Here is a 24,429-nt window from a genome sequence, read left to right on the forward strand (position 1 = left end):
TTTCGCAAATGGGAAAGTTAGAGTTCAGCAAAAAAACATACGATAAAAAAAGGAGATTTTCCGTATATGGAAAATCTCCTTTTTTTATGCGTATAAACTTGGAAGTTTTAAAATGCTTATGAAATGTGCCGCTACTTCTTCCGCCGCAAACGTGCAAAGAAATCCTGCAACTGTCCTGACTTGACACCCATCTTCTGCAAACGGCGAAGGTCATCGTATGCCTCGCTCTTGCGACCTAAGCTGATGAGCAAGTCGGCATGATTGACCACATAGTCCTGACAGGTACTGTCGAGGCGCATTGCCTCGCCATAGTCATAAACCGCCAGGTCGAGCATGCCCCTCTCTTTCTCCATTCCACCACGGGCTGCATAAGCTACAGCGCTGTCGGGATATTGCTCTATCAGACTGTTGATGCCATCGTAAGCCTCGGTGAGATGTTGGTTTTTCTCGTTGAGAAGCGCCAGTCCCAACTGTGCCTGGAAGTTGCCAGGTACCAAAACAAGAAGGTTCTGATAGTCGAGACGCGCAAAGTTGTAACGCTTCAGTTTCTCGTTGACAAAAGCCCGGTAGAAAAGTCCCGCAATGTTGGTCTGATTGAGGAAGAGCACCTTGTCGAGCTCATCCTTGGCATAGTTCCATTGCTCCAACTGTATGTTCCATGCAGCCTTTTTCAGGCGCAGGTCTACACTGTCAGGATGATACGCCAGAACATCTGTGGCATGTGCCAAGGAGTCGCGCAAGGCTGCACCTCCCTGCTGAGCCAACGCCTCGCCTCTGCCGCCAAGCAACAGGGCAAGCATAGCAGCAAGCACAAAAGGACGGTGACCTCTCATTATGCGTTCTTTATCCAGTTAACGATCCACTCGCCAACCTCTGTTGTGCCATAGTGAGCACCGCCCTCAACCTGAATCTCAGGAGTGCGGACATTGGCATCGAGAGAAGCATCTACTGCCTTGCGGATCAAAGCACCCTCCTCGTTCAAACCGAAGTGCTCGAGCAACATGGCTGCAGAAAGAATCTGAGCTACAGGGTTAGCCAGGTTCTTGCCAGCTGCCTGTGGCCATGAGCCGTGTACAGGCTCAAAGAGTGGAGTGTGCTCGCCTAACGAGCTGGATGGCTGCAAGCCCATAGAACCGGTGATGCAAGAAGTCTCATCGGTAAGGATATCACCGAAGGTGTTCTCTGTAACGATGACATCGAAGAAGGTAGGCTCTGTCAACACACGCATAGAAGCGTTGTCGATGAACATATAGTCGGTGTTTACCTCAGGATACTGTGGCTCCATCTCCTTGGCAATCTGACGCCAGAGACGAGAAGATGCCAATACGTTGGCCTTGTCGACTACGGTGAGGTGCTTGTTGCGCTTCATGGCGAACTCGAAAGCCACCTTCAGGATGCGCTCAATCTCAGGACGGGTGTAGATATCAGTATCGTAAGCCTTGTCATTGTCCTGATACTTCTCACCAAAGTACATACCACCAGTCAACTCACGGATAACAACGAAGTCGGCACCCTTCAAGAGTTCATCCTTCAATGGAGACTTGTGGAGCAGGCAGTCGAAGGTTGCTACCGGGCGGACATTAGCGAAAAGACCCAACTTCTTACGCATGGCGAGCAAGCCCTGCTCAGGACGTACCTTGGCTGTAGGGTTGTTGTCGAAACGTGGATCACCAACAGCTGCGAAGAGTACAGCATCAGCATCCATACAGGTTTTGAAGGTAGCCTCTGGGAATGGATCGCCTACCTCGTCGATAGCATGAGCACCGCAGATAGCCTCATTGTAAGTAAACTCATGGTTGAACTTCTCTGCAATGGCCTGCATTACTGCTACGCCCTGCTTCATAATCTCTGGTCCGATGCCATCACCGGCGAGAACTGCAATGTTTAATTTCATCTTATTTGATTTTTTATTGTTTATTTTTTGAATGATTAAAGCTTTTGCCCTTACAGGGCGCATTGCTAAAATGCTATCTTATACCCAGGGTGTTGCCCTGGGCTAAGAGCTTCTGCCCCTTCAGGGCGTGCTGTTGAATAGAAACCTTCGGAGATGTTTGCATAATCTTCGGAGATAATTCTGTAATCTTCGGAGATAATTTATTAATCTTCGGGGATATTACTCCATATCAAGATTACGAGGCGAGACAGCCTGTTCGTCGCTCTTATCAGCCTCGTACATATTGATCATTTTCAGCGTAGCCTTGATAGCAGCTTCTGTCTGGTCGGCATCCAAGCCTCGGGTGCGCCAGATACGGTCGCCTTCACGCCAGGTGATGACGGTCTGAACGAGAGCATCGGTACGACCACCTGGAGGAATGGTTACCTGATAGTTGTCGAGCTTGGGGAAAGTCTTGCCGAGCTTCACCTTGTAAATGTTGCGCAGCGCTTTCACGAAGGCATCATACTGACCATCGCCAGAGCTCTGGTCTTCATACTCCTTACCATCGATTTCCACCTTAAGGCTTGCTATAGGCTTCAAACCGTATGAGGTGGATACCATGTAACTTACCAGTTTCACTTTATCCTCCGGAGCACCATGCTTCAGTACATCGCTCACGATATAGGGCAGGTCGTCCTGAGTTACCAGCTCCTTGCGGTCGCCGAGTTCGGTGATTCGCTTGGTCACCGCCTTGGTCTGTTCCGGAGTCAACTCCAATCCCAGCTCATTGAGGTTCTGGATGATGTTTGCCTTACCAGAATTCTTGCCCAATGCATACTCGCGATGTCTGCCGAAACGCTCAGGCACCAGGTCGTTGCAATAAAGCTTGTCCTTGTTGTCGCCATCTGCATGTACGCCAGCCACCTGGGTGAAGACATTGTCTCCAACAACCGGTGTATTCGGAGCCACGGCAATGCCGCTGTAACCTTCAACCAATCGGGAAATATCGTTCAATCGGTCTTCCTTGATATTGGTCTTTGCCTCGAACATGTCCTTCAGAATCACCTGAACACTCGCTAATGGTGCATTTCCGCAGCGTTCGCCCAAACCATTCACGGTAACGTGAAGACCCTTGGCTCCGCTCAATACGGCTGCCAGAGAGTTGCTCACAGCCAAATCGTAGTCGTTGTGGGCATGGAAATCGAAGTGAGAGTTCGGATAACGGCGAACCATCTGTCGCATGTATTCCACACACTGCAACGGATTCAGAATGCCCAGCGTATCAGGAAGCAGGAAGCGCTTGATAGGCAACTTCACCAGCTCGTCCATCATCATGAAGAGATAGTCACGACTGTCGCGCATTCCGCTCGACCAATCCTCCAAATAGAGATTTACGGTAAAATCCCTGCTCAAAGCATAGTCGATAGTCTGCTTGATGTGAGCGAGATGTTCTTCAGGCGACATCTTGAGCTGCTGGGTGCAGTGCTTGTAGCTACCCTTCGCCAGGAGGTTGATGACGTGACCGCCGCATTCGGCAATCCAATCCACGCTCTTGTTGTTATCCACGAATCCCAATACCTCAACGGAATCCAGCTTACCTATGGTCTTGGCATAACGGCAAATTCGAGCGACAGCATCCTTTTCTCCTTCCGACACACGCGCTGAAGCAACCTCAATGCGATCAACATTGATGTCGTGCAACAGCATTCTTGCTATCATCAATTTCTCGTGAGGAAGGAAACTGACACCATTGGTCTGCTCGCCGTCGCGCAGCGTGCAGTCCATGATTTCAATCTCCTTGATGCGGGAATTATCTCTCTTTGCGTTAACGTCCATAATTACTTGTTTTAGCTTCCCAAGCCTCAACCTTGTCACGGTTCTGAACGAGGAAGTCTACGTCGTCCAAACCATTCTCCAGACAATGCTTCTTGTAGCCATTGATTTCAAAGTGCTCGCTCTTGCCTGTAGCAAGATTAGTAACGGTCTGGTTAGGAAGATCTACCTTCACCTCTGTCTTGTGATCCTTGTCGATGCTCTCGAAGAGTTCTTTCAGGAATTCCTCGCTTACCACAACAGGCAATACGAGGTTGTTCAACTCGTTGTTCTTGTGAATATCAGCGAAGAAAGAGCTGATAACCACACGGAAGCCAGCGCCTGCGATAGCCCAGGCAGCATGCTCACGTGAAGAACCCGAACCGAAGTTCTTACCAGCCACGAGGATGACGCCACTGTAGGAAGGATCGTTCATCACGAAGTCGGGTTTTGGAGTTCCGTCGGCATTATAGCGCCAATCGCGGAAGAGGTTATCGCCCATGCCCTCTTTATCGATGGCCTTGAGGAAACGGGCTGGTATGATCTGGTCGGTATCTACATTCTCCAAGGGGAGAGGAATGCAGCTGGATGTGATAACATTGAATTTCTGTTTCATTTCAATTTTTCATTTAACATTGAACACTTAACATTACATAAACTCTCTTGGGTCGGTAATCTTACCAGTAATAGCGGCAGCCGCTGCTACATATGGACTGGCAAGGATGGTGCGGGAACCTGGTCCCTGACGACCCTCGAAGTTACGGTTGGATGTACTTACAGAGTACTTGCCTGCAGGAATCTTATCATCGTTCATTGCCAGGCAGGCAGAACAACCTGGCTGACGAATCTCGAAGCCTGCAGCCTCTACTATCTTGTCGATTCCCTCTTCACGAATTTGTTTATCAACCAACCATGAACCCGGTACAAGCCAAGCTGTTACGCCGTCAGCCTTCTTCTTTCCTTTAACCAATGAGGCAAAGGCACGGAAGTCTTCAATACGACCATTGGTGCATGCACCCAGGAATACATAATCGATAGGATGACCCTCGAGTTTCTCGCCTGGCTGGAAGCCCATGTAGTTGAGGCTCTTCTTGAAACCAGCCTGCTCTTCCTCTGGTATCTCATCGAGTGTTGGGATGCTCTCGGTAATGCCGATACCCATACCTGGATTGGTACCATAGGTAATACGTGGTTCGATATCCTTGGCATCGAAAGTCAACTCTTTGTCGAAGACTGCGTCATCACCACTCTTCAAGGTCTTCCAGTAAGCCACAGCCTTGTCCCACTCTTCACCCTTAGGTGCATATTCACGACCCTTGATGTACTCGAATGTTGTCTCATCAGGAGCTACGAAACCACCACGGGCACCCATCTCGATAGAGAGATTGCAGAGAGTGAGACGACCTTCCATAGACATATCTTTCACTACATCACCACTGTACTCTACGAAGTAACCAGTGGCACCCGAAGTAGTGAGTTGACTCATGAGGTAGAGGGCAACGTCCTTGGCGGTAACACCCTTGCTGAGCTTACCGTTGATGCTGATGCGCATTGACTTTGGCTTGCTCTGAAGAATACATTGTGAAGCCATCACCATCTCAACCTCTGAAGTGCCGATACCGAAGGCTACCGCGCCCATGGCACCATGGGTAGAAGTGTGAGAGTCACCGCAGACGATGGTCATACCTGGAAGAGAAAGACCCTTCTCTGGTCCTACCACGTGGATGATACCATTGTCCTTAGTGTTCATGGCAAAGTGAGTTACGCCGAAATCAGCAGTGTTCTTTGCCAAAGTATCTACCTGCTTCTTAGAGATAGGATCCTCGATTGGCTTATCCTGATCGTGTGTTGGAGTATTGTGGTCAGGCATACAGAAAATCTGGTCTGGACGGAACATCTTGAGTCCGCGTGCCCGCATACCGGCGAATGCCTGAGGTGATGTTACTTCGTGACAGTAGAGACGGTCGATGTAAAGCTGTGTGGGGCCGTCTTCCACAATCTGGACAACGTGCTTGTCCCAAATCTTGTCGAATAATGTATTCATAATATCCTGTTTGTTATATATTTATCTGAATTATACTTTATCTTACCTTGAACTTGTTGATACAGTCGATGTAAGCCTCAACAGAAGCTGTCACGATATCGGTATCTGCACCGAAGCCATAATATACATGACCATCGTATTCCACCTGCATATGAACCTTACCTACATCGTCGGAACCCTTGTCGATAGCCTGGATGGTGAACTCCTTGAGGTTCATCTCCTTAGTAATCACCTTCTTCAGAGCACGGATGGCAGCATCCACAGGACCATTGCCCGAAGAGGCAGCCTCAAACTTCTGACCAGCAATATTCAAACCGATGCTGGCTACGCTCTTCACACCCTTGCCGGTGGTTACCTGCAACCAGTCGAGCTGAACACCATGCTTGTCGGCAGCATCAGCACCAGCGAGCATCAGTACATCCTCGTCCGTAACTTCCTTTTTCTTATCAGCCAACTGGAGGAACTTCTTGTATATCTTGTCGAGCTTCTCCTCGTCGTCGATATTCACACCGTTGACGTGGAGACGAAACTTCAAAGCAGCACGACCCGAACGGGCTGTCAATACGATAGCGTTATCGTCGAGACCCACATCCTTAGGATCGATAATCTCGTAGGTCTGCACATTCTTCAAGACGCCATCCTGATGGATACCAGATGAGTGAGCGAATGCATTGCGGCCCACGATAGCCTTGTTGGGCTGAACAGGCATGTTCATCAGACTGCTCACCATGCGGGACATTGGAACAATCTTGGTCGTATTGATGTTGGTGTCAATGTTGAGGTGTTTGTGACACTTCAGAATCATAGCAATCTCTTCGAGCGAGGTATTACCGGCACGCTCGCCAATACCATTCATGGTCACCTCTACCTGGCGGGCACCATTCAGTACACCCTGCAGAGTGTTGGCTGTGGCCATACCGAGGTCGTTGTGACAGTGGGTAGAAATTCGTGCATTCTCAATACCATCCACATGATCCATCAGATACTTGATCTTGGCACCATACTCATCAGGCAAACAGTAGCCTGTAGTATCAGGAATATTGACTACAGTAGCACCAGCCTTGATAACAGCCTCAACCACACGAGCCAGATACTCATTATCCGTACGTCCGGCATCCTCTGCATAGAACTCCACATCCTCTACGTATTTCTTGGCATACTTCACGGCAGCCACAGCACGCTCGATGATTTCTTCGCGGTTGGAGTTGAACTTATATTTGATATGACTGTCACTGGTACCAATGCCAGTATGGATTCTTTTGTGCTTGGCATACTGAAGCGCCTCGGCCGCACAGTCAATATCCTTCTCCACCGCACGTGTCAGCGCACAGATGGTGGGCCATGTAACAGCCTTGGAAATCTCCACCACCGAATTGAAGTCGCCCGGGCTTGAAATAGGGAAGCCCGCCTCAATGACATCAACGCCCAACTGCTCCAGCGCTTTAGCCACCTGAATCTTCTCAACCGTATTCAACTGACATCCTGGAACCTGCTCGCCATCGCGAAGGGTTGTGTCGAAAATAAATAATCTGTCACTCATATCTATGTTCTTTTATTATTTTGTTCTAAATATATAATAATGTGCAAATAAGCAAAAAGCCTTTCTTACTCCATACGACGGAAGCAGAAAGGCTTTATTATTTCCTATACTTGAACTATACACACACCTTATCACTTCCGCCCACATGCTGCAGTCGAATTCGAATAATAATGCTTAGTATGTTCAATGTATGTATTGCCATTTTTCTCTCTTTTTATTGTTACGACTGCAAAGGTAATGTTTTTATTCGATACCAGCAAACAATTTATAAGTTTTTTCACGAAAAAGGTAACAATTTTTTATTATTAGCTATTTTTCGTGTTTGGAATGTTACTAAAATCATCAAAAAGGAGGAGGACCAGGGAAGCCATCAGAAGAGGAAGCGGCAGAGAGAGGATCATCGGCAGGACCTGACCCGCTATTCATACGAGAACCTATGATCTCGCCACCCTCGTCGACAGGTGTATAACCTGCGTCAACAGGATCCTGGAAGCGGGTAAACTCGCCACGGAAGTTGAGCAGCACATCGCCTGTAGCACCCTTACGATGCTTGGCTATGATAATCTGAGCCATGCCATGAAGGTCGTTTCCCTTCTCGTCGACAAAGATGTGATAATACTCAGGACGATGAACGAAGAGCACCATATCGGCATCCTGCTCGATAGCTCCCGACTCACGAAGGTCGCTCAGCTGAGGACGCTTGCCCTCGAGTCCCTCACGGTTTTCCACATTACGCGACAACTGCGACAGGGCGAGTACCGGAATGTTGAGCTCCTTGGCAAGCCCCTTGAGCGAACGGGAAATTGTGGAAACCTCTTCCTGACGGCTACCAAACTTCATTCCGTTGGCGTTCATCAGCTGAAGATAGTCTATCATAAGGAGCTTCACACCCTTTTCTCTTACCAGTCGGCGTGCCTTGGTTCGCAGTTCGAAAACAGAAAGTCCTGGTGTATCATCAACATAGATGGGCGCACCAGTAAGGTCGCGCAACTTGCGGTCGAGTCGCTCCCACTCTGTATTGTCGAGCTGTCCATTCAGAATCTTATGTCCAGAGATTTCACACACGTTGCTTATCAAGCGATTCACCAACTGGACATTATTCATTTCCAAAGAGAAGAAGCCAATAGGAATATGATAATCGACAGCCACATTCTTGGCAATACTCAAGGCAAAAGAGGTCTTACCCATCGCAGGACGTCCGGCAATGATAACAAGGTCGGAAGGCTGCCAGCCACTGGTCATATCGTCGAGACCTGTATAACCTGTAGGAATACCGGTGAGTCCACCCGAGTTCTTGGCGGCACGCTGCAGAATATCGACAGCGTCCTTGATGACAGGGTCAATCTGGGTATAGTCCTGCTTCATGTTGTTCTGCGACAGCGTGAAGAGTTCAGCCTCAGCATGCTGCATCAACTCGTCTACATCGACACTCTCGTCGAAGGCCTGTGTCTCAATATCAGAGGCATAATGGATAAGCTGGCGCTGAAGAGCTTTCTGAGCCAGGATGCGGGCATGATACTCGATATGGGCTGCCGATGCCACCTGCGAGGAGATATCCATGAGATAGGCGGCTCCACCCACACGGTCAATCTCACCCATCTTGGTAAGTTCGTTGACGAGCGTCATGATATCCACAGGACGCTCCTCCATATTCATCTTCTGTATGGCCTCATAGATTTTCTGATGACGAGGCTCATAGAAGGTGGATGGCTTCAGCATCTCTGAAACCATAGAGAAAGCATCCGAATCAACCATCAGGGCGCCCAATACCACTCTCTCCAACCCGATATCCTGCGGCTGAAGATGAGCATATTTGGTGTCTATCTGAGGTTTGGCGCCACTGCGGCGCCTGCTGTTGTCATTATTATTATTGGTTGGCATTTTTGTTTACTTGTATTCTTCTTTTTGTTCTATTGTTTTCTCATTTCTTCTGAGGGCTGAAGAATTTAACTTCTTGCAAAGCCCATTATTTCTATAGAAACTTATTTCGCTGTAAAATGATTGTCTATCAAATTCAGCATCATGGCATATTCCACCTGCGTCACATTATGTCCGAGAAGCAGTCTCTTGAACTCAGCAATGCGACTGAAAACTTTATTACGGTTATCCTTATTTACCAGGGCATAGCCTCTCATGCTATCCTGCGCATCTTTAAGATGTCCTCTGCACCATTCTATGATACCCAGCAAGAAGAGTTCTTCGTTATAATCATCCACTTTCTCTTCTTGCAGCATCATGACGAGTTTGTTGAGTTCCTCTCCCGCCTTTTCTATTTCATTATTGTCGAGCAATACACGAACAAGCAGTAGCATGTACATGCGGTTGTTGGGATATTTGTAATCCAACTCGTAAGCCACTTTCAGAGCCTCGCTGTAAAGATATGTGGAACGCAGACTGTCAATCTTGGAAAGAAGGAGCGAAGGATTATCGCCCAACTTATCGCTCAAGGCATCGAAGATATCAAGCGCCTCCTTGTACTTGTCCTGCTGCAGATAGCATTTCACCAACAACTTGCCTACTGCCACATTTCCCGGATTCTTATCAAAGATGGGTTTCAGCAAAAAGACTGCTATATCATAGCGTTTCCTAACATGCATCATACAGAGTGCCTTCAAGACGACTCCGTCATCAGAATCTAAACTGAAATTGCGCAAATAATGGTTGAGTTCTACATAATTCTTGCTTTTGGCAAGGAATCGGCATACGCTGAGATGCACATCATCCAAATCATCAAAATCGGTAAAGACATCGCTGCTCAGGAAAGCAGGATCAATCCAAGAATTACTTTCGTTGACAAACGGATTGGGGAAGCCATTGCGCATAGGAGCCAACTGGAAGAATCGGTAAAGATCCTGCAGATAGTTACGACGTAAGGCCACCGCATCATTTTGCAGGAAGTCAAAATCTTCGCTCTTGGGAGTTTTTACAGATGCCGGAAAAATCATATCCTTATACTGAGGCATACGCTCAAGAACGTCTTGCAAAGAGAAAAGAAGACTGTACTTGTCACCTTCGCTCATAGTTGAGCCTGCGATAGAAATCATAAAATCAGCTTTGTCGCCAAGAGCTTTCTTCAACTGGCTCATATCGGGATGGTCAATCGTGAAAGGCACAAACCAGTTGGAGAAGCGATGGAAGAAGGCATAATTCTTCATCTTGCTGAAGGTGGAATAGTTGACATCAAGTCCTGCATCCCTCCTAACCTGCATTTTCTCCATGGTCTTGTCCAACTTGTCCATAAGACGGTCTTCCATCTCGGAATCTACAATCTCCTCGACAGAGGTGTCCTCCAGTACGTTGCTCTTCATCATCTTGTAGCCATTGTGGCTCAACTTGATGAGATCGGGCATGATATTCTTGTCAATGTCGGCAGAAACCGAAGAGGTTTGCTGGCACAGGAAAATCTGCTTCTGCAACGACTGCAAATCCTTCTTCACCCGTTCGACCTGCTGTCCGTCCAAGAGTTTCTCCTTCATGTCGGCTGCATAGATGGAAGACCAGGGCATAGAGAGAGCCAAACCTATCAAGGCACGCTGGCGGATGGCCTCACAAGCAGAAAGCTGATAGACAGAAAGCAACGTTTCCGACTTCTGCAGATCGAAACTCACAAGACAGGCCAACATCATGGCGCTCTCTATCATCAAAGCTGCTACCTGAGAAATCTTTTCCTCTACCAACAGAGTGGTTACATATTGAGAAATAGTACTGTTCCACTGATGGCTTACAAGAACAGCATCGAAAGCCTTGCGAAAATCCTCGAAGGAAGCATCCGACTGTTCCAACCTCTGAAGAATCGACGTCAGGTCGGCACCATTGATGCGGATGGCAGCAGCCTTGAACACCTGATTGGATGAAATTGCCCTTTCAAGCTCTACATGGTGCTCCAGTTTTAAAAGCCGTTCTACAAGAGAGGAAAAGACTGAGAGTGCATTGGGGTCTTTGCTGGCACATGCGAAAAAATGCAACATGCGGTTATAGTCGTCCAACAGGTCTTCCACCTCAGCCCTAAGGTCTGTCATGCTGAATTGAGTATCAATAACAGACTTCAACTGATATACATATTCATTAAAATGTTCCATGAGCTGGATCTTGTCCTGCTGATGTAGAACCAAATGTAAATCGCTTGACATTTTTACTGCTATTTAGTTTTTAATAGAGTTCGCTATGTTCCGATCGTACTTACGCGGACTTCCGGCATGCTGATAACGAAGCTTTGGCAAGGCATCAACCGTGCGGGCATCAACACCGCAATTCTTGATAATCAAATTCTTGTAATGCTGCACTCCGTTCTTGTTGATACTGTCAACAGCCATATTGTAAGCCTTGATAAAGAGATCCAACTGCTGCTTGCGACGTGGTTCCTTCAAGGCCTCTGTACGGAAAGCGAACACACCCAGACGTACGTTCTTATCACGGCTGTCCATCAACTTCACATGACCTTCAAGCCGAGCACGTGTGGCCTGAGGCTCAGAAAGGAGCACGGCATCCATCTCGTTGTTGAGCAACATCTTGAGTCGTATGTTCACGTCATTGATCTGCACACGATAGACATCATATTTGGGATGTACGCTGTCGATGGCAAGAGTGGCAAGATAGTCGGTTGCAGAATAGCGGGTGATGGCAATCATCTTGTCAGACAACTGCTTGAGTTCGGAGATACGCGAACGCTTGTTGGAGATAATCTGCCAATAGGCAGAGGTCGCGATAGGAAAGGTAAGTTTTGTACCCTTGGACTGAAGACGTGCAGCCCTAACCAAATCAGTCACCGAACCTTCTACTCGCTTGTTGGTCAGCGCAGTATCACAGTCCATCTGTGCATTGAAATGACGCAGATGAACATCCACACCCAACGTATCAAAGAGATGAAAATCCTTTGCCACAAGCACAGGCAGACAATCGAGCGTAGGCATCACTCCCACCTTGAACGAGGCGCGGTCGATGCTGTCGAGCCGAGCCTTCTCTGCCTTGCTCAAACGCGCACGCTTCTCATGAGAATCGCCACAACTGCTTATCCCCAACGCCGCACAACAAACGAATAATAATAAAAATATTTTCTTATTCATTATAAAATATTTTACTCCACATAAAGTACGAGTCCCTTCAGATACTCACCCTCTGGATGATAAATATTGATGGGATGGTCGGCAGGCTGATGCAACTGATGCAGGATTCTCACCTTTCTGCCCACCTGGGCTGCAGCCGTAAAAACAGCATTGCGGAAATTGTCCTTTGAGACCACCTGCGAACAGCTGAAAGTAAAGAGGATGCCTCCTTTCTTGATGCGCTGCAGGCCCTTCACATTGAGACGGGTATAACCCTTCAAGGCATTGCGCAGAGCTGCACGGTGCTTGGCAAAGGCTGGAGGATCGAGCACGATGAGGTCGTACTGCTGGTCGTGCTCGTCAAGATACTTGAAAGCATCTTCGCAGAAAGCCTCATGTCGGGCATCACCTGGAAAGTTGAGCGCTACATTATCGTTGGTCAACTCTATGGCCTTGGCACTGCTGTCTACCGAGTGTACTTGCTTGGCATCGCCACGCATGGCATAAACAGAGAAGCCACCCGTGTAGCAGAACATATTGAGCACGCTCTTGCCCTTGGCATACTGCTCCAAGAGTGAGCGGTTCTCACGCTGATCGACAAAGAAACCTGTCTTCTGTCCGCGTAGCCAGTCGATATGAAACTTCAGTCCGTTCTCCATCGCCACATTGCTGGCATCGCCACCTACGAGGAATCCATTCTCTTGATGCAGGTCAGCTTTATAAGGCAGAGTTGTCTCGCTCTTATAATATACATTGGCAATACGATCGCCCATCACCTGCACCAAGGCCTGGCAAATCTCGTTGCGGCAGACATGCATGCCCACACTGTGCGCCTGCATCACGGCTGTAGAACCATAGCAGTCTATCACCAGTCCAGGCAGATAGTCGCCCTCGCCATGCACCAGTCGATATGTATTGTTGGTAGGACTGTCGGCTATACCTACACCGATACGAACATCGAGTGCAGACTGCAGACGCTCGCACCAGAAGTCGGTATTGATCTCTATATCCTCGAAGGAAAGCACACGTACGGCGATAGAGCCTATCTGGTAATGACCTACGGCTATAAACTCGCCCGCGGCTGTGATGACTCTTACCGTCTCGCCTTCCTCGATGCCCTCGTCCATGTGATGAATGGCACCTGAGAATATCCAGGGATGAAATCGCTTGAGCGACTCTTCTTTTCCTCTCTTCAGAAATATCTGTTTATACATATTTTATTTTTATTGAACTTTAGCAAGTTCAGAAGTTATAATATTAAACAAGTTATCACTCCCTTCGGTCGTTAGAAGTTACAGCCAACAGCCTTTTGGGTTGAATACTCAGCCTAAAACATATGGCTTAGACTTCTCCAACTTCTTTAAATCCTTTAACTTCCCTATTTGCGAAAGTTTAGTTTATTACTTTACACGTTTTAAATAATAGGTGAAGATTGGGGCACTTCTTCATTCTTTGCCTCTTTACTCTTCACTACTTCACTCTCCGCTTCCACCAGTTTCACTGGTTCCACGAGTTCATAATCCCCGTCACGCGAGAGTCGCTGCAACTCTTCATATATCTTGATGCAGGTCCAGGCATCAGTAGCCGCATAGAGTTTCTGGGCATCTCGCAATATCGTCTGCTCCCAATTGCTCAGGCGCTGCGCCTTGCTTATCTTCATATGAAAGAGGTTGGCATAGAGTTTCTGCAAACTTTTGTCCTCAATACCAAACTTTTCAGCCACATCCTGCAACTCCACAAAATTGCCAGCCTTGAATTCTGCCCTGCGATGCAACTGCAACAGGTCGTCGTGCCAGGACAATCCCACCTTGACTACTTTCTTATCCTCCAACAATCGTATGATGGCAGGCGTGATGCCCGTCAGGTTCAGACGAAAGAGGAAACAGGTGTCGTGCGTACTCACTTGCAGCAACGACACCTCATATCTTTGACCCTTCTTGAATGAAGGACGAGTTTCTGTATCAAAGCCTAATATCTTCTGGCTCAGCAGATAATCCACAGCCTTCTCTGTCTCGCCAGGGGTGATAATCGTTATGATACGACCCTGAAACAACACTTTCGGAAGACCAGTAATTTCGCGCTTATCGAACTTTTTAAATAGAATCTTCATTAATCTTTTCTTACTTTCGATTGCAAAATTAAGAAAAAATGACGAGAAAATGACGAGTTTCTCATTTATTTTCTCTAATTTTGCAGATAAATAAATAATTGTATAAAAAATGGCAAAGAAAAAAACGCAACGCAAGGCCAAATCTTTCAGCGAGGCCTTAGGCTTGGAATATTTGTTCAACAACACTATAACTGACTTCTTTTTAGGATTAATTCTCTTCTTCGCATCTGTTTACGTCATCATTGCTATGGTGTCGTTTCTCAATACGGGGGCAGCCGACCAAAGTATATTGGAAGATTTGCAACAGGGAGAATGGATCAATACCGGACGACAGTTTCAGAACTATTGCGGCTCCTGGGGTGCCATCATCTCCTATTGGCTCATGTCGGTCAACTTTGGTTTCCCTGCCTTCCTGCTGCCTTTGTTCTGCGTGCTGGTGGGCTTTCAACTCATGCATGCCTATAAAATCAATTTGCTGAAATGGTTTCTATGCATGATGGTGGTTATGTTCTGGAGCTCGGTAACTTTTTCCAAGCTCCTCACACCACTTATGGGTGACCTCATCTTCAATCCTGGCGGTAAACATGGACTATTCGTCGTACAGCGGCTCGAGGACATCATGGGACCTCCGGGACTCACAGCCATCCTGCTCATCGTTGCCGTGGCATTCCTCACCTATCTTACTACCGAGACCATCACGGTCATCAGAAAGGCTCTCAACCCTATTGGATTCATATCCAAGAGGGTGTCTTTCGAAATCACCAATCACAAAAAAGATGAAGAGGAACCTGTTACCGACGAGGCTGAGGACAATCAGGCCGAACCTGTAGAGGAGGAAGATGAAGACCTGCCAAGCACCGTGCTTGAGGAGTTCAAAGACCCAGAACCTGCACAGGTGATCGACCTCGACGTGAACCCAGAAGAAGGCCTCAAGAAAAACGAGAACACGCAGGCCGAAAACCCTATAGAAGAAAAGTCGCTGCTGGAGAAACAGCGTGAGCTTCGTGCCCAGAAGGCTGAACAGGAGGCAAAGGATGCCAACAAGGTAGCTGGAGGAAATATCGATATGGATATATCCATAGCTGCCGCCGACGAAAAGGCACACGGAACAGTGGTAAGCAATGTGGAGCATCTCAATACGCCCATCAACCCCAAGGAGCCTTTCACCAAGTACAAGTACCCCACCCTGAGCCTGCTCAAGAAGTATGAGGACAATGGCAACTATATCGACGAGGCAGAACAGATAGCCAACAAAAACCGCATCATCGAGGTGTTGGGCAACTTTGGTGTTACCATACGTACCATACGAGCTACGGTGGGTCCTACCATCACACTCTATGAGATACAGCCTGCCGAAGGTGTGCGCATCTCTAAAATCAAGAATCTCGAGGACGACATCGCCTTGAGTCTTGCAGCCTTGGGAATACGTATCATTGCTCCTATCCCTGGCAAGGGAACCATAGGTATCGAGGTGCCTAACGCCAAGCCAAACATTGTGAGCATGGAGAGTATCCTCAACTCCAGAAAGTTCCAGGAAACAAAGATGGAACTGCCTATCGCTCTGGGTAAGACCATTACCAACGAGGTGTTCATGGTCGACCTGGCAAAGATTCCTCACCTGCTCGTTGCCGGTGCTACCGGTCAGGGTAAGTCTGTAGGTCTGAATGCCATCATCACCTCCTTATTATATAAGAAGCACCCCAACGAACTGAAGTTTGTGCTTATCGACCCTAAGAAGGTAGAGTTCAGCGTTTACTCACGCATCACCAACAAGTTTATGGCAGCCTTGCCCGATGAGGAAGAGCCTATCATTACCGATGTTACCAAGGTGGTTCGCACACTCAACAGCCTGTGTGTGCTCATGGACAGCCGATACGACTTGCTGAAGAAGGCAGGAGCCAGAAACATCAAGGAGTACAACCAAAAATATATCAACCACAAACTGCGTCTTACCGACGGACATGAATACATGCCTTACATCGTAGTCATTATCGATGAGTTTGGCGACCTTATCATGACCGCAGGCAAGGAGGTCGAGCTGCCTATAGCACGTATCGCCCAGCTGGCACGTGCCGTAGGTATACACATGGTGATAGCCACTCAGCGTCCTACCACAAGCATCATCACGGGTAATATCAAGGCCAACTTCCCAGGCCGTATCGCATTCAAGGTTACAGCCGCCATCGACTCCAAGACCATCCTCGACCGTACTGGTGCCAACCAGCTGATAGGACGAGGCGACATGCTTTATCAGGGAGGACAGGAGCCTGTACGTGTACAATGTGCTTTTGTTGACACACCCGAAATCGAGCGCATCAACGAGTACATCTGCGAACAGCCTGGTCCTATCGAACCTATGGAACTGCCAGAACCAGCCAACGATGACAATGCCACAGGAGCAGGAAACGTGGATACACGTAATCTCGACGCATTCTTCGAGGAAGCTGCCCATGCCATTGTCCTATCGCAACAGGGAAGTACAAGTATGATACAACGTCGATTCTCTATCGGTTACAACCGTGCCGGACGACTCATGGACCAGCTTGAGGCTGCCGGCATTGTAGGAGCAGCACAGGGCAGCAAGCCAAGAGAGGTGCTCGTACAGGATGAGAACCAACTCAACAACCTGCTGGCTGCACTCCGTGGACAGTAATTCAAAAAAAATGGAGGATATTGCCAATAGACAAGAAGGAATGTCACTTTCTTTGGTCTATCGGAAATATCCTTCCTATAAAATCAGGATTAATAGAGTTAACACACTAAAAACATGAAGAAAACGATTCTTATCGCACTCATGGCCCTGATAGGGCTAAGTGCATTTGCCCAGAGCGCCCAACAGGTACTCGACAGAACAGCCAAAGTGATAGGCAACAAGAGCGGTGCAAGCGCCAACTTCACCATATCAAATGCGAAAATAGGTTCAAGCAGCGGCACTATTGCCATCAAAGGAAACAAATTCAATGCCCGTACGCCACAAGCTATCGTATGGTTCAACGGAAAGACTCAATGGTCATATCTGAAGAAGACCAACGAGGTAAACATCTCTACCCCAACCCAGGCTCAACAGATGGCAATGAACCCCTATACCTTTATTAATATATATAAGACAGGATATAAAATGAACATGAAGAAAAGCGGCAACAACTATCAGGTTCATCTGACAGCACAAAACCAGAAACGGTCAGTTGCCGAACTCTACATCACCATCAATCAGAAAACCTACGTTCCCTCGCAAGTCAAAATGAGACAGGGCAAAACATGGAGCACCATCAAGGTGAGCAACTTCAAGGCACGCAGCATACCTAACAGTTCGTTTGCCTTCAACGCCAAGGAGTTCCCTTCGGCTGAAGTCATCGACCTCAGATAATAACCCTAAAAGGAACTTCGAAGCAAGCACTTTCCTACCTATATATAATAAGGTGTTTCACATCTATAGCTTCCCCATTTAAGAAAGTTGTATAGGATGTAAATACAAGAAAACTCAGTAAATAAAGGTGAAATGTAAGGAATTTGGAGAAATTACAAAAATTATTTGTAATTTCTCCAAATTTATTTTGTAGTTACAAATAAAATGCCTATCTTTGCATCGTAAACAAATAAAAACAAAGCGAATGACAGAGCAAGAGGCATACAATAGACTACAGGAAACGGGTATACGCCCATCCAAACAAAGGTTGGCTATCATGGACTGGCTCATTAATCATCCCATCCACCCCACGGTAGAGGATGTTTACCAAGGACTGTACAAGCAGATTCCTACCTTGAGCAGGACTACAGTTTACAACACCCTACGCATGCTGAGCGAAAAAGGAGCGGCACAGATGATCACCATCGACGAACACCGCGTGTGCTACGATGGAAATCCGAAAAGTCACGTGCACTTTTTCTGCAAGAAATGCGGACGAGTCATCGACATGATGGATGAAGACGCACCACAGTTGCAACACGAGATTTGTATCGATGGCAACCTCGTGCAGGAACAGCAACTCTACTATAAGGGCATCTGCTCCGACTGTATTGACAAAATGGAACAGACCGCTTTGCAAAATCAAGAAGCAAGAATTAATTAACAACAATTATACAACAATTAAAATACAAAGCATTATGAAGAAAAAATTTATTTGTACTGTTTGTGGTTATATCTACGAAGGTACTGAGGCTCCAGAGAAGTGTCCTATCTGCAAGGCTCCTGCCAGCAAGTTCAAGGAGATGGAGGATGCTGTTGACGACGATATGACATTTGCTACTGTTCACGTGTTGGGCCAGGCCTACAAGGACAGCGTTAACGAAGATGTTATCAAGGGCTTGAAAGACCACTTCAATGGTGAATGTGGCGAGGTAGGTATGTACTTGGCCATGGCACGTCAGGCTGACCGTGAGGGCTATCCTGAAATAGCAGAGGCTTACAAGCGCTATGCTTACGAGGAGGCCGATCATGCTTCACGCTTTGCCGAGTTGCTCGGCGAGGTTTTGGGCGACACAAAGAGCAACCTCGAGGCACGTATTGCTGCCGAGAAGGGTGCATGCGAGGACAAGTTCCGTATCGCCAAGCTGGCTAAGGAGCAGGGTTCTGATGCTATCCACGACACCGTTCACGAGATGGCAAAAGACGAGGCTCGCCACGCTGCAGGATTTGCAGGTCTCTACAAGAGATACTTCAAGTAAGAAAGCCGAGATGAGACCATTCTCATCACGACAACATACAAGAGAATCCTTTCTTTGCAAAGGGTTCTCTTTTTTTGTCTTGGCTACAAATAATTTTATCTGCAACAAAGTGCCAGCCTACTTTTGTTCTTCTACATTGTTATGTAAAGAATCAGGCTTGATGCTTCGCTGAGAACAGGATTCGAAGATGTCGATGGCAACAATTGTATGTAAGCAATCATTTTATCTCATCAAAGAACGAAATATTACAGAGGCATAAGTCACCAATCTGAAATAGACTTGAACCAACAAAGGTGGTCTGACATTGTTTTTACCAAAACTCGTGGCATTATGCACACCTGACCAACGATGGATGGCGCATGGTTCATCAATGAGATGAAGCTTTTTGCGCCATATTGCACTATACTGAAAGTACTTATCGTGTCCTGCCACATGGGAAGGAATTGGCAAATAGTATTTTAGCTCATCCTTAGAAAATCCCATGCAGAAGCCATAAATACCCATACCTTTTGGAGCAAAGAAAGGGATACGGTGTTCATATATCAGTTTTTGCCCAATCTTCAATTTCTCATCCCCAAAATAAAAAGCAGTAGCTACTAAACCACCATATTTACGTAACACTGACAAAGACTTGTCTATTTTTGAGGGAAGCCATACATCATCTTGGTCTGCCAGAAACAGATAGTCGCCAGTAGCTTTGGTAATGGCATTCTCAAAATTAGAGGATGCTAATCGATTAGCTTTAAAATACTTATACTTGGAATAATTTTTATGATGGAAAATCTTGATACGGGAATCATGATAAGATTCAAGGATTGATATTGTGTCATCAGTAGAACCATCATCAGAGACTATTATCTCCAACTCTACATTATCATTCTCCTTAAACCTCTGACTCAAGATGGAGTCCATCTGCTCCTTAATATATTTGGCACCATTATAGGTAGCCATACATATAGAGACTAACATATAGAAAAAAAATAAAAGGTTGCTATAAAACGATAAGCGTAGAACTTGATTCGGGACAACGAGCCACAAGACTAAAAATACCTAAGAATATGATAAAAAAGAAGCGTAAGCTTCACTTATCATACTCTCAGGCATTTGGCGTGGCCCGTATATACCGATAAGATCCGCCTACGCTATAGCGCAGGCGTTCACTTAATCTACGGTATATACATCTTTTAATCGCCAAATTTCGAGAGTATTCCGAATATAGTAAACGCTATGTATCTCAATAAATTATATGTCTATGCTGTTGATTTTTCTTGTTTTGTTTTTATTTTAATTGTTCGACATGATGTTATGATGGAGCGGAGTCGTAAAGTCTTCACTCTTTATCGTTTGCAAAAATACAAAAAACAAATGAGACGGAGAACGTTTCATTGCACAAAGTTTGGTGATTACATGAAAAAAAGTAAATTTGAGCCAGAAAACTATGTTTTTTATAACGGAGGAACGTGTATGGATAAAATAAGATATACTTGAAAGAAAAAATAGGTGAGCCAAAAAGGTTCTCACCTCCACAACCTAATTAGCAGATACTATACAACCTAATTAGCGGATGCTATAATTGATATAAAGAACGCACGCAAAAGAGAAGATACCGAATAAAGTACTTCACGTTATCGTAGTCCCATGGATACTTTTTAGGCTCGTATAAATCTAAATTGCATAAGGCTCTCTATTTTTTACCACATCATCATTCCTGTTGATACGAACAGGAAACTCAAGCAATGTACCACATCTATAGACAGTACTTACTTTACCGACGAAGGACTACTATTTTGAAGGACATCTGAAATTAAAAAGATGATAAAAAAGCATTATAAAAGGGCGCTACAACCATTTTTCATTTTCAACATCTATTTTTTCGCCTATTTTTCATAGATTTCTCCAAAAAAGTTCTTTAACATCACAGATTTTTGTTATTTTTGCAAGGCAATATATAAAGAACAGACAAAAGTCTATTGTTTAATTGCAAATAACAATATTGTCAAACTTTTAAATTTTAATTAAGAAACAGACATTACACAAGACTGAAACGCCAGGGACATGATGTTCAGATGCACATCAACCCTCAATGAGACTTTAAACGAGGTTTCACCTCAAGATTCTTTAACTTAGCGTTTCCGTTCTATACTTTTAAGATATTGAGCTTTTAGCTCTTGTTCTCGCCTTTGAATACCGCCAATATTCGCACAATGAGAACAAGCAGTATGAAAGTTCACGCTCATAGGCGTGGACTGTTCTATGCTTGTATTGTGCAGGTCACTTGGCGGTAACCTAAAGGCGCAAGCTACGAACGGTTGCACGCCTTTTTTATTGTTGTTCATGAAAAAAATATTATTAGTTATGCTAATGGCTTTTGTTACAAGCATGTCATTAGTTGCAAAAGAACCTTCACAAGGATTTTTGAATGGTGCATATGCTAAAATGATGGCACAGTCAAAGATGATAGATTTCGCAAAAAACCATACACCGACAAAATCTATTGTTTACTATGGGAGTTTCACTTTGTGCCCATCAACAGGACAAAATTCCTCTTTGTCTGGTACTCTTACCGTTTATTTTTACTCCAATGGAGTTATAAAAGTAGACGGAGAGTATTATATTCCTATGGAAGACTCTAAAGAAGGAACACAAGGCTACCTTCTTCCTGTTGGGCATAAGCTGCAAAATGTTCGTGCAGTATCACTTTTGCATAACAACACAGAAATTAATTATTTGGTTGCTTTGGAAAATGGTAATACAAGAATATGGTTTGTACATCATTATAACATGTCTCCTTCAAGTAGTTCTAATGGATACTACAATAATACTCCTTACAATAATGGTAGCAATGGTTCTTCTTCTCGAACTTGTCCAAGTTGTAGAGGTTCAAGAAATTGTAATACTTGCGGAGGAGCTGGTAAATATTGGGAAGAAGTTGGGCAATATACAGGAAATTCATATAAGAAGAAAGTAGATTGTCCTGTTTGCTATGGCACAGGAAGATGTGGAACATGCCACGGAAAAGGCAGTCTTTAATTTAGTAGACTCCACTAATAAAATAAAGGGGTATAATCCCCATTTTTATTAACTATCGCACAATTTAAGTGCTTTATAGTTGCGCCCGACACATACAAGGGATTTTACAATGAAACATTCATCATCTTTCAAGGCATCCTTAGTGATGTTAGTTAGTGTCATTAGTTTGCTGATGCCACAAAAGATTTCAGCACAGAGTACTGTTTACTTCTTTATAGATAAGGTATGCAACTTAGATGTTTTTATGTTCAAAAATAGTGAACCTCTTTTTGATATGGTAGGTCCGATTACTAAAAAAAGGCAAACTAAATCAGCAATGGTGTTACCTTTATGTACACAAGCACCATGTAAAAGAAAAACGGTATTTCATGCAACAGGAAAATCAATATTTGAAATGGAAGCCACTTACACAAACCCTGTAAATGCCAAGACTTCTAAACTTGCAGCAGAAATACAACTAAATTTAACGGATGGAGCGGTCTACTATGTAAAAATAGGTTTTAGAGGACTTCGCAACGATATGAAGATGGAACTTCTTTCAGACAAAGAAGCGGAGAAAATACTAAAAGACAAAAAGTATGTTGCATTGGACGACTATGATGAAGTAAATTAAAACGAGTATGAAAAATATACTATCTATCATTCTATGTATATTTCCATCTTTACTCTTTGGGCAGAATATTGATGCAAACAAATATTTTGCCCATACATTCGACAATTCTTTTGTCAAGTGTAAGTATGGAAAATTCAAAGGACAATTTCTGAAAGGAAAATGCAACGGTATGGGCATTCTTCAAATGAAGGACAACTCTCTATACATTGGTGATTTTATGAATGGTGAAATCACAGGATATGGCATGAAAATTTCCACAAGTGGTAAAGTACTTGCAAATTGCCCTGGAGCAATGACTTATGTAGGCAGTTGGAACAAAGGACAGAAAAGTGGCACAGGTACTTGTTATAACAAAGAAGGTAAGGTAATCTATAAGGGAAACTTCTTGGCAGACAAACCTACGGCAAACTATCCAGCAAATGATGCGCAAATAGATAAACTTTTTACTTTTGTCGAGTTGTCTGATGGAGGCACATTTATTGGTGAAACGAAACAAGGAATTCCTAATGGCTTGGGACTCGTCATGATGGCAAATGGTGATTTATGCCAAAGCGAATTCAAAAACGGAGACAGATGCGGTATCGGATTATACCTCATGAGTGATGGAAATTGGGAAACCCTCAGCTTTGAAAATGGTAAATCATATACCATAACATCTTCTGAGAATTATAACCAAATAGACAACCAACGAAAACAAATGGTTAGAGAAGCTTGGGCAAAAGCTGGAAAAGAATTGGCAGGACTTTCTACACAGTTGGTTGAAAATGTAAGCAACATTTATTCTATTGCAAACGGAAAAAGTGTCAGCAATTCTTCCGCAAACATATCTTCCATCACAACATCCGACGTGCCTGTTTCAAACGACAACAATTCGGCAAAGGCCCAGAATACAAAAAATAATACTCAAATGTCTATGTCTGACCAAGTGAATTACAATTCATTGCGCAACACGTATAACAAATGGGCTTCTGACCTTATGCAAATGAAGAATGCGAATGGCCAATATCAGAATGGCTTTAAGGCATCCGACAAGAAGCATGCACAAAATGAGATGAAACGAATTCGGAAAAGTGCCATGCAAAAATGGAATAAGGAAATACCATATAATTCTATAGAGGATTGGTAATTCTATTTAATGTCTACAATTGCCACACACTTTTGCAATCACTGGGAACAAAAAATACACTCTAATAGTGGAGCGAGGAAAAACATAACCTCGCTCACTCCTTGAAGCACAGAAACAGAAATATTCTCCACAAGTCAAAGATGACAACAAGTTTCTAATAAAACTAACGACGCACATGAGTGTATAATTATCTCTGTCGGGATAACGTTGATGCAAAAACCGTAAAGCACTAAAACTCCTGTTATCAACGTATTGCATTTTTTGAAATAGATTTAGCAAAAAACCCTTCACCCTTCATCTATTCCTTGGAATCCCCTGTGTTTATAGGGGTTTCAGGGGTTGAATGGCTCAAATCCACCCTTCATCACCCTTCATGGTCTGTCATTTTCTGTCACTTAAATTGTTTTCAGTTCGTTATGAACTCACTTCCCTAACTTTCCTATTTGTTAAACTTCTATTATGAATTTGTTTTGCCAATTGTAGATAAATCTATGTTCTAAACTTTGGAACATAAGTTCTAAACTTTGGAACACAAGTTCTAAACTATCGAACATAAGTCCTAAACTATCGA

At 45.0% G+C, this 24,429-nt stretch carries 19 protein-coding genes; 7 read left to right on the forward strand and 12 right to left on the reverse strand.

Going from position 1 to position 24,429, the window contains the following annotated elements; translation table 11 throughout:
- Nucleotides 1-131: 131 nt before the first annotated feature.
- From P3T48_RS09225 to P3T48_RS09275, 11 genes are all read right to left on the reverse strand, one after another.
- Nucleotides 132-833 carry a tetratricopeptide repeat protein gene (locus P3T48_RS09225; RefSeq protein ID WP_443217183.1) on the reverse strand — a complete coding sequence of 234 codons (702 nt, stop codon included), beginning with the start codon at nucleotides 831-833 and terminating at the stop codon, nucleotides 132-134.
- A complete protein-coding gene (gene leuB / locus P3T48_RS09230) occupies nucleotides 833-1,894 on the reverse strand; it encodes a 3-isopropylmalate dehydrogenase (protein WP_158464286.1) in 1,062 nt (353 codons plus the stop codon). Before leuB ends, P3T48_RS09225 begins: the two co-directional genes overlap by 1 nt.
- Nucleotides 1,895-2,113: 219 nt before the next feature.
- A complete protein-coding gene (locus tag P3T48_RS09235) occupies nucleotides 2,114-3,712 on the reverse strand; it encodes a hydroxymethylglutaryl-CoA lyase-like TIM-barrel protein (protein WP_276506504.1) in 1,599 nt (532 codons plus the stop codon).
- Nucleotides 3,702-4,304 carry a 3-isopropylmalate dehydratase small subunit gene (gene leuD, locus P3T48_RS09240; protein WP_276506505.1) on the reverse strand — a complete coding sequence of 201 codons (603 nt, stop codon included), beginning with the start codon at nucleotides 4,302-4,304 and terminating at the stop codon, nucleotides 3,702-3,704. Before leuD ends, P3T48_RS09235 begins: the two co-directional genes overlap by 11 nt.
- 33 nt (nucleotides 4,305-4,337) lie before the next feature.
- Complete coding sequence (gene leuC, locus P3T48_RS09245; protein ID WP_276506506.1) at nucleotides 4,338-5,732, reverse strand: 3-isopropylmalate dehydratase large subunit; 1,395 nt, start codon at nucleotides 5,730-5,732, stop codon at nucleotides 4,338-4,340.
- 37 nt (nucleotides 5,733-5,769) lie between these two features.
- A complete protein-coding gene (locus P3T48_RS09250) occupies nucleotides 5,770-7,272 on the reverse strand; it encodes a 2-isopropylmalate synthase (protein WP_276506507.1) in 1,503 nt (500 codons plus the stop codon).
- A 342-nt stretch (nucleotides 7,273-7,614) separates the two neighbouring features.
- Nucleotides 7,615-9,153 carry a replicative DNA helicase gene (dnaB, locus tag P3T48_RS09255; protein ID WP_022251584.1) on the reverse strand — a complete coding sequence of 513 codons (1,539 nt, stop codon included), beginning with the start codon at nucleotides 9,151-9,153 and terminating at the stop codon, nucleotides 7,615-7,617.
- Nucleotides 9,154-9,254: 101 nt separating this feature from the next.
- Nucleotides 9,255-11,351, reverse strand: a complete 2,097-nt coding sequence (locus P3T48_RS09260) for a tetratricopeptide repeat protein (RefSeq protein ID WP_276506508.1) — start codon at nucleotides 11,349-11,351, stop codon at nucleotides 9,255-9,257.
- Between the two features lie 63 nt (nucleotides 11,352-11,414).
- The gene (locus P3T48_RS09265) at nucleotides 11,415-12,335 is read right to left on the reverse strand and encodes an ABC transporter substrate-binding protein (protein WP_276506509.1); all 921 of its coding nucleotides are present in this window, start codon (nucleotides 12,333-12,335) and stop codon (nucleotides 11,415-11,417) included.
- Between the two features lie 11 nt (nucleotides 12,336-12,346).
- Nucleotides 12,347-13,528 (reverse strand): class I SAM-dependent rRNA methyltransferase, encoded by a 1,182-nt coding sequence (locus P3T48_RS09270; protein WP_276506510.1) that lies wholly within the window; start codon nucleotides 13,526-13,528, stop codon nucleotides 12,347-12,349.
- Nucleotides 13,529-13,728: 200 nt separating this feature from the next.
- Nucleotides 13,729-14,424 carry a 3'-5' exonuclease gene (locus P3T48_RS09275; RefSeq protein ID WP_022251588.1) on the reverse strand — a complete coding sequence of 232 codons (696 nt, stop codon included), beginning with the start codon at nucleotides 14,422-14,424 and terminating at the stop codon, nucleotides 13,729-13,731.
- Between the two features lie 109 nt (nucleotides 14,425-14,533).
- Here P3T48_RS09275 and P3T48_RS09280 point away from each other — a divergent pair, with 109 nt between their 5' ends.
- The 4 genes from P3T48_RS09280 (at nucleotide 14,534) to P3T48_RS09295 (ending at nucleotide 19,089) form a co-directional block, all read left to right on the forward strand.
- Nucleotides 14,534-17,077, forward strand: coding sequence for an FtsK/SpoIIIE family DNA translocase (locus P3T48_RS09280; protein WP_276506511.1), 2,544 nt, complete (start codon nucleotides 14,534-14,536; stop codon nucleotides 17,075-17,077).
- Nucleotides 17,078-17,191: 114 nt separating this feature from the next.
- Nucleotides 17,192-17,791 (forward strand): outer membrane lipoprotein periplasmic chaperone LolA1, encoded by a 600-nt coding sequence (gene lolA1 / locus P3T48_RS09285; RefSeq protein WP_158464279.1) that lies wholly within the window; start codon nucleotides 17,192-17,194, stop codon nucleotides 17,789-17,791.
- Nucleotides 17,792-18,035: 244 nt separating this feature from the next.
- A complete protein-coding gene (locus tag P3T48_RS09290; RefSeq protein ID WP_276506512.1) occupies nucleotides 18,036-18,494 on the forward strand; it encodes a Fur family transcriptional regulator in 459 nt (152 codons plus the stop codon).
- A gap of 34 nt (nucleotides 18,495-18,528) precedes the next feature.
- A complete protein-coding gene (locus P3T48_RS09295; protein ID WP_022251592.1) occupies nucleotides 18,529-19,089 on the forward strand; it encodes an NADH peroxidase in 561 nt (186 codons plus the stop codon).
- Nucleotides 19,090-19,311: 222 nt separating this feature from the next.
- Here the strand turns inward: P3T48_RS09295 and P3T48_RS09300 are convergent, their stop codons facing one another.
- Nucleotides 19,312-20,040, reverse strand: a complete 729-nt coding sequence (locus tag P3T48_RS09300; protein ID WP_217758293.1) for a glycosyltransferase — start codon at nucleotides 20,038-20,040, stop codon at nucleotides 19,312-19,314.
- Between the two features lie 1,383 nt (nucleotides 20,041-21,423).
- On the opposite strand from P3T48_RS09300, the gene P3T48_RS09305 reads away from it, so the two are divergent.
- The 3 genes from P3T48_RS09305 (at nucleotide 21,424) to P3T48_RS09315 (ending at nucleotide 23,858) form a co-directional block, all read left to right on the forward strand.
- Nucleotides 21,424-22,119, forward strand: a complete 696-nt coding sequence (locus P3T48_RS09305; RefSeq protein ID WP_276506513.1) for a hypothetical protein — start codon at nucleotides 21,424-21,426, stop codon at nucleotides 22,117-22,119.
- A 109-nt stretch (nucleotides 22,120-22,228) separates the two neighbouring features.
- Nucleotides 22,229-22,732 (forward strand): hypothetical protein, encoded by a 504-nt coding sequence (locus P3T48_RS09310; protein WP_276506514.1) that lies wholly within the window; start codon nucleotides 22,229-22,231, stop codon nucleotides 22,730-22,732.
- 7 nt (nucleotides 22,733-22,739) lie between these two features.
- On the forward strand, nucleotides 22,740-23,858 hold the full coding sequence (locus P3T48_RS09315) for an MORN repeat-containing protein (RefSeq protein ID WP_276506515.1): 1,119 nt from the start codon (nucleotides 22,740-22,742) through the stop codon (nucleotides 23,856-23,858).
- The last annotated feature ends 571 nt before the right edge of the window (nucleotides 23,859-24,429 follow it).

The sequence above is a fragment of the Segatella intestinalis genome (assembly GCF_029348455.1).
In the GTDB taxonomy this organism is placed as follows: Bacteria; Bacteroidota; Bacteroidia; order Bacteroidales; family Bacteroidaceae; genus Prevotella.

Bases quoted from the DNA above. Each gene is read 5' to 3' on its own strand.
- lolA1 (WP_158464279.1), top strand. From the start codon at position 17,192: ATGAAGAAAACGATTCTTATCGCACTCATGGCCCTGATAGGGCTAAGT.
- P3T48_RS09235 (WP_276506504.1), bottom strand. From the start codon at position 3,712: ATGGACGTTAACGCAAAGAGAGATAATTCCCGCATCAAGGAGATTGAA.
- P3T48_RS09310 (WP_276506514.1), top strand. From the start codon at position 22,229: ATGAAACATTCATCATCTTTCAAGGCATCCTTAGTGATGTTAGTTAGT.
- P3T48_RS09305 (WP_276506513.1), top strand. From the start codon at position 21,424: ATGAAAAAAATATTATTAGTTATGCTAATGGCTTTTGTTACAAGCATG.
- dnaB (WP_022251584.1), bottom strand. From the start codon at position 9,153: ATGCCAACCAATAATAATAATGACAACAGCAGGCGCCGCAGTGGCGCC.
- P3T48_RS09315 (WP_276506515.1), top strand. From the start codon at position 22,740: ATGAAAAATATACTATCTATCATTCTATGTATATTTCCATCTTTACTC.
- P3T48_RS09265 (WP_276506509.1), bottom strand. From the start codon at position 12,335: ATGAATAAGAAAATATTTTTATTATTATTCGTTTGTTGTGCGGCGTTG.
- P3T48_RS09225 (WP_443217183.1), bottom strand. From the start codon at position 833: ATGAGAGGTCACCGTCCTTTTGTGCTTGCTGCTATGCTTGCCCTGTTG.
- P3T48_RS09300 (WP_217758293.1), bottom strand. From the start codon at position 20,040: ATGGCTACCTATAATGGTGCCAAATATATTAAGGAGCAGATGGACTCC.
- P3T48_RS09250 (WP_276506507.1), bottom strand. From the start codon at position 7,272: ATGAGTGACAGATTATTTATTTTCGACACAACCCTTCGCGATGGCGAG.
- P3T48_RS09295 (WP_022251592.1), top strand. From the start codon at position 18,529: ATGAAGAAAAAATTTATTTGTACTGTTTGTGGTTATATCTACGAAGGT.
- P3T48_RS09290 (WP_276506512.1), top strand. From the start codon at position 18,036: ATGACAGAGCAAGAGGCATACAATAGACTACAGGAAACGGGTATACGC.
- leuC (WP_276506506.1), bottom strand. From the start codon at position 5,732: ATGAATACATTATTCGACAAGATTTGGGACAAGCACGTTGTCCAGATT.
- leuB (WP_158464286.1), bottom strand. From the start codon at position 1,894: ATGAAATTAAACATTGCAGTTCTCGCCGGTGATGGCATCGGACCAGAG.
- P3T48_RS09275 (WP_022251588.1), bottom strand. From the start codon at position 14,424: ATGAAGATTCTATTTAAAAAGTTCGATAAGCGCGAAATTACTGGTCTT.
- leuD (WP_276506505.1), bottom strand. From the start codon at position 4,304: ATGAAACAGAAATTCAATGTTATCACATCCAGCTGCATTCCTCTCCCC.
- P3T48_RS09280 (WP_276506511.1), top strand. From the start codon at position 14,534: ATGGCAAAGAAAAAAACGCAACGCAAGGCCAAATCTTTCAGCGAGGCC.
- P3T48_RS09270 (WP_276506510.1), bottom strand. From the start codon at position 13,528: ATGTATAAACAGATATTTCTGAAGAGAGGAAAAGAAGAGTCGCTCAAG.
- P3T48_RS09260 (WP_276506508.1), bottom strand. From the start codon at position 11,351: ATGGAACATTTTAATGAATATGTATATCAGTTGAAGTCTGTTATTGAT.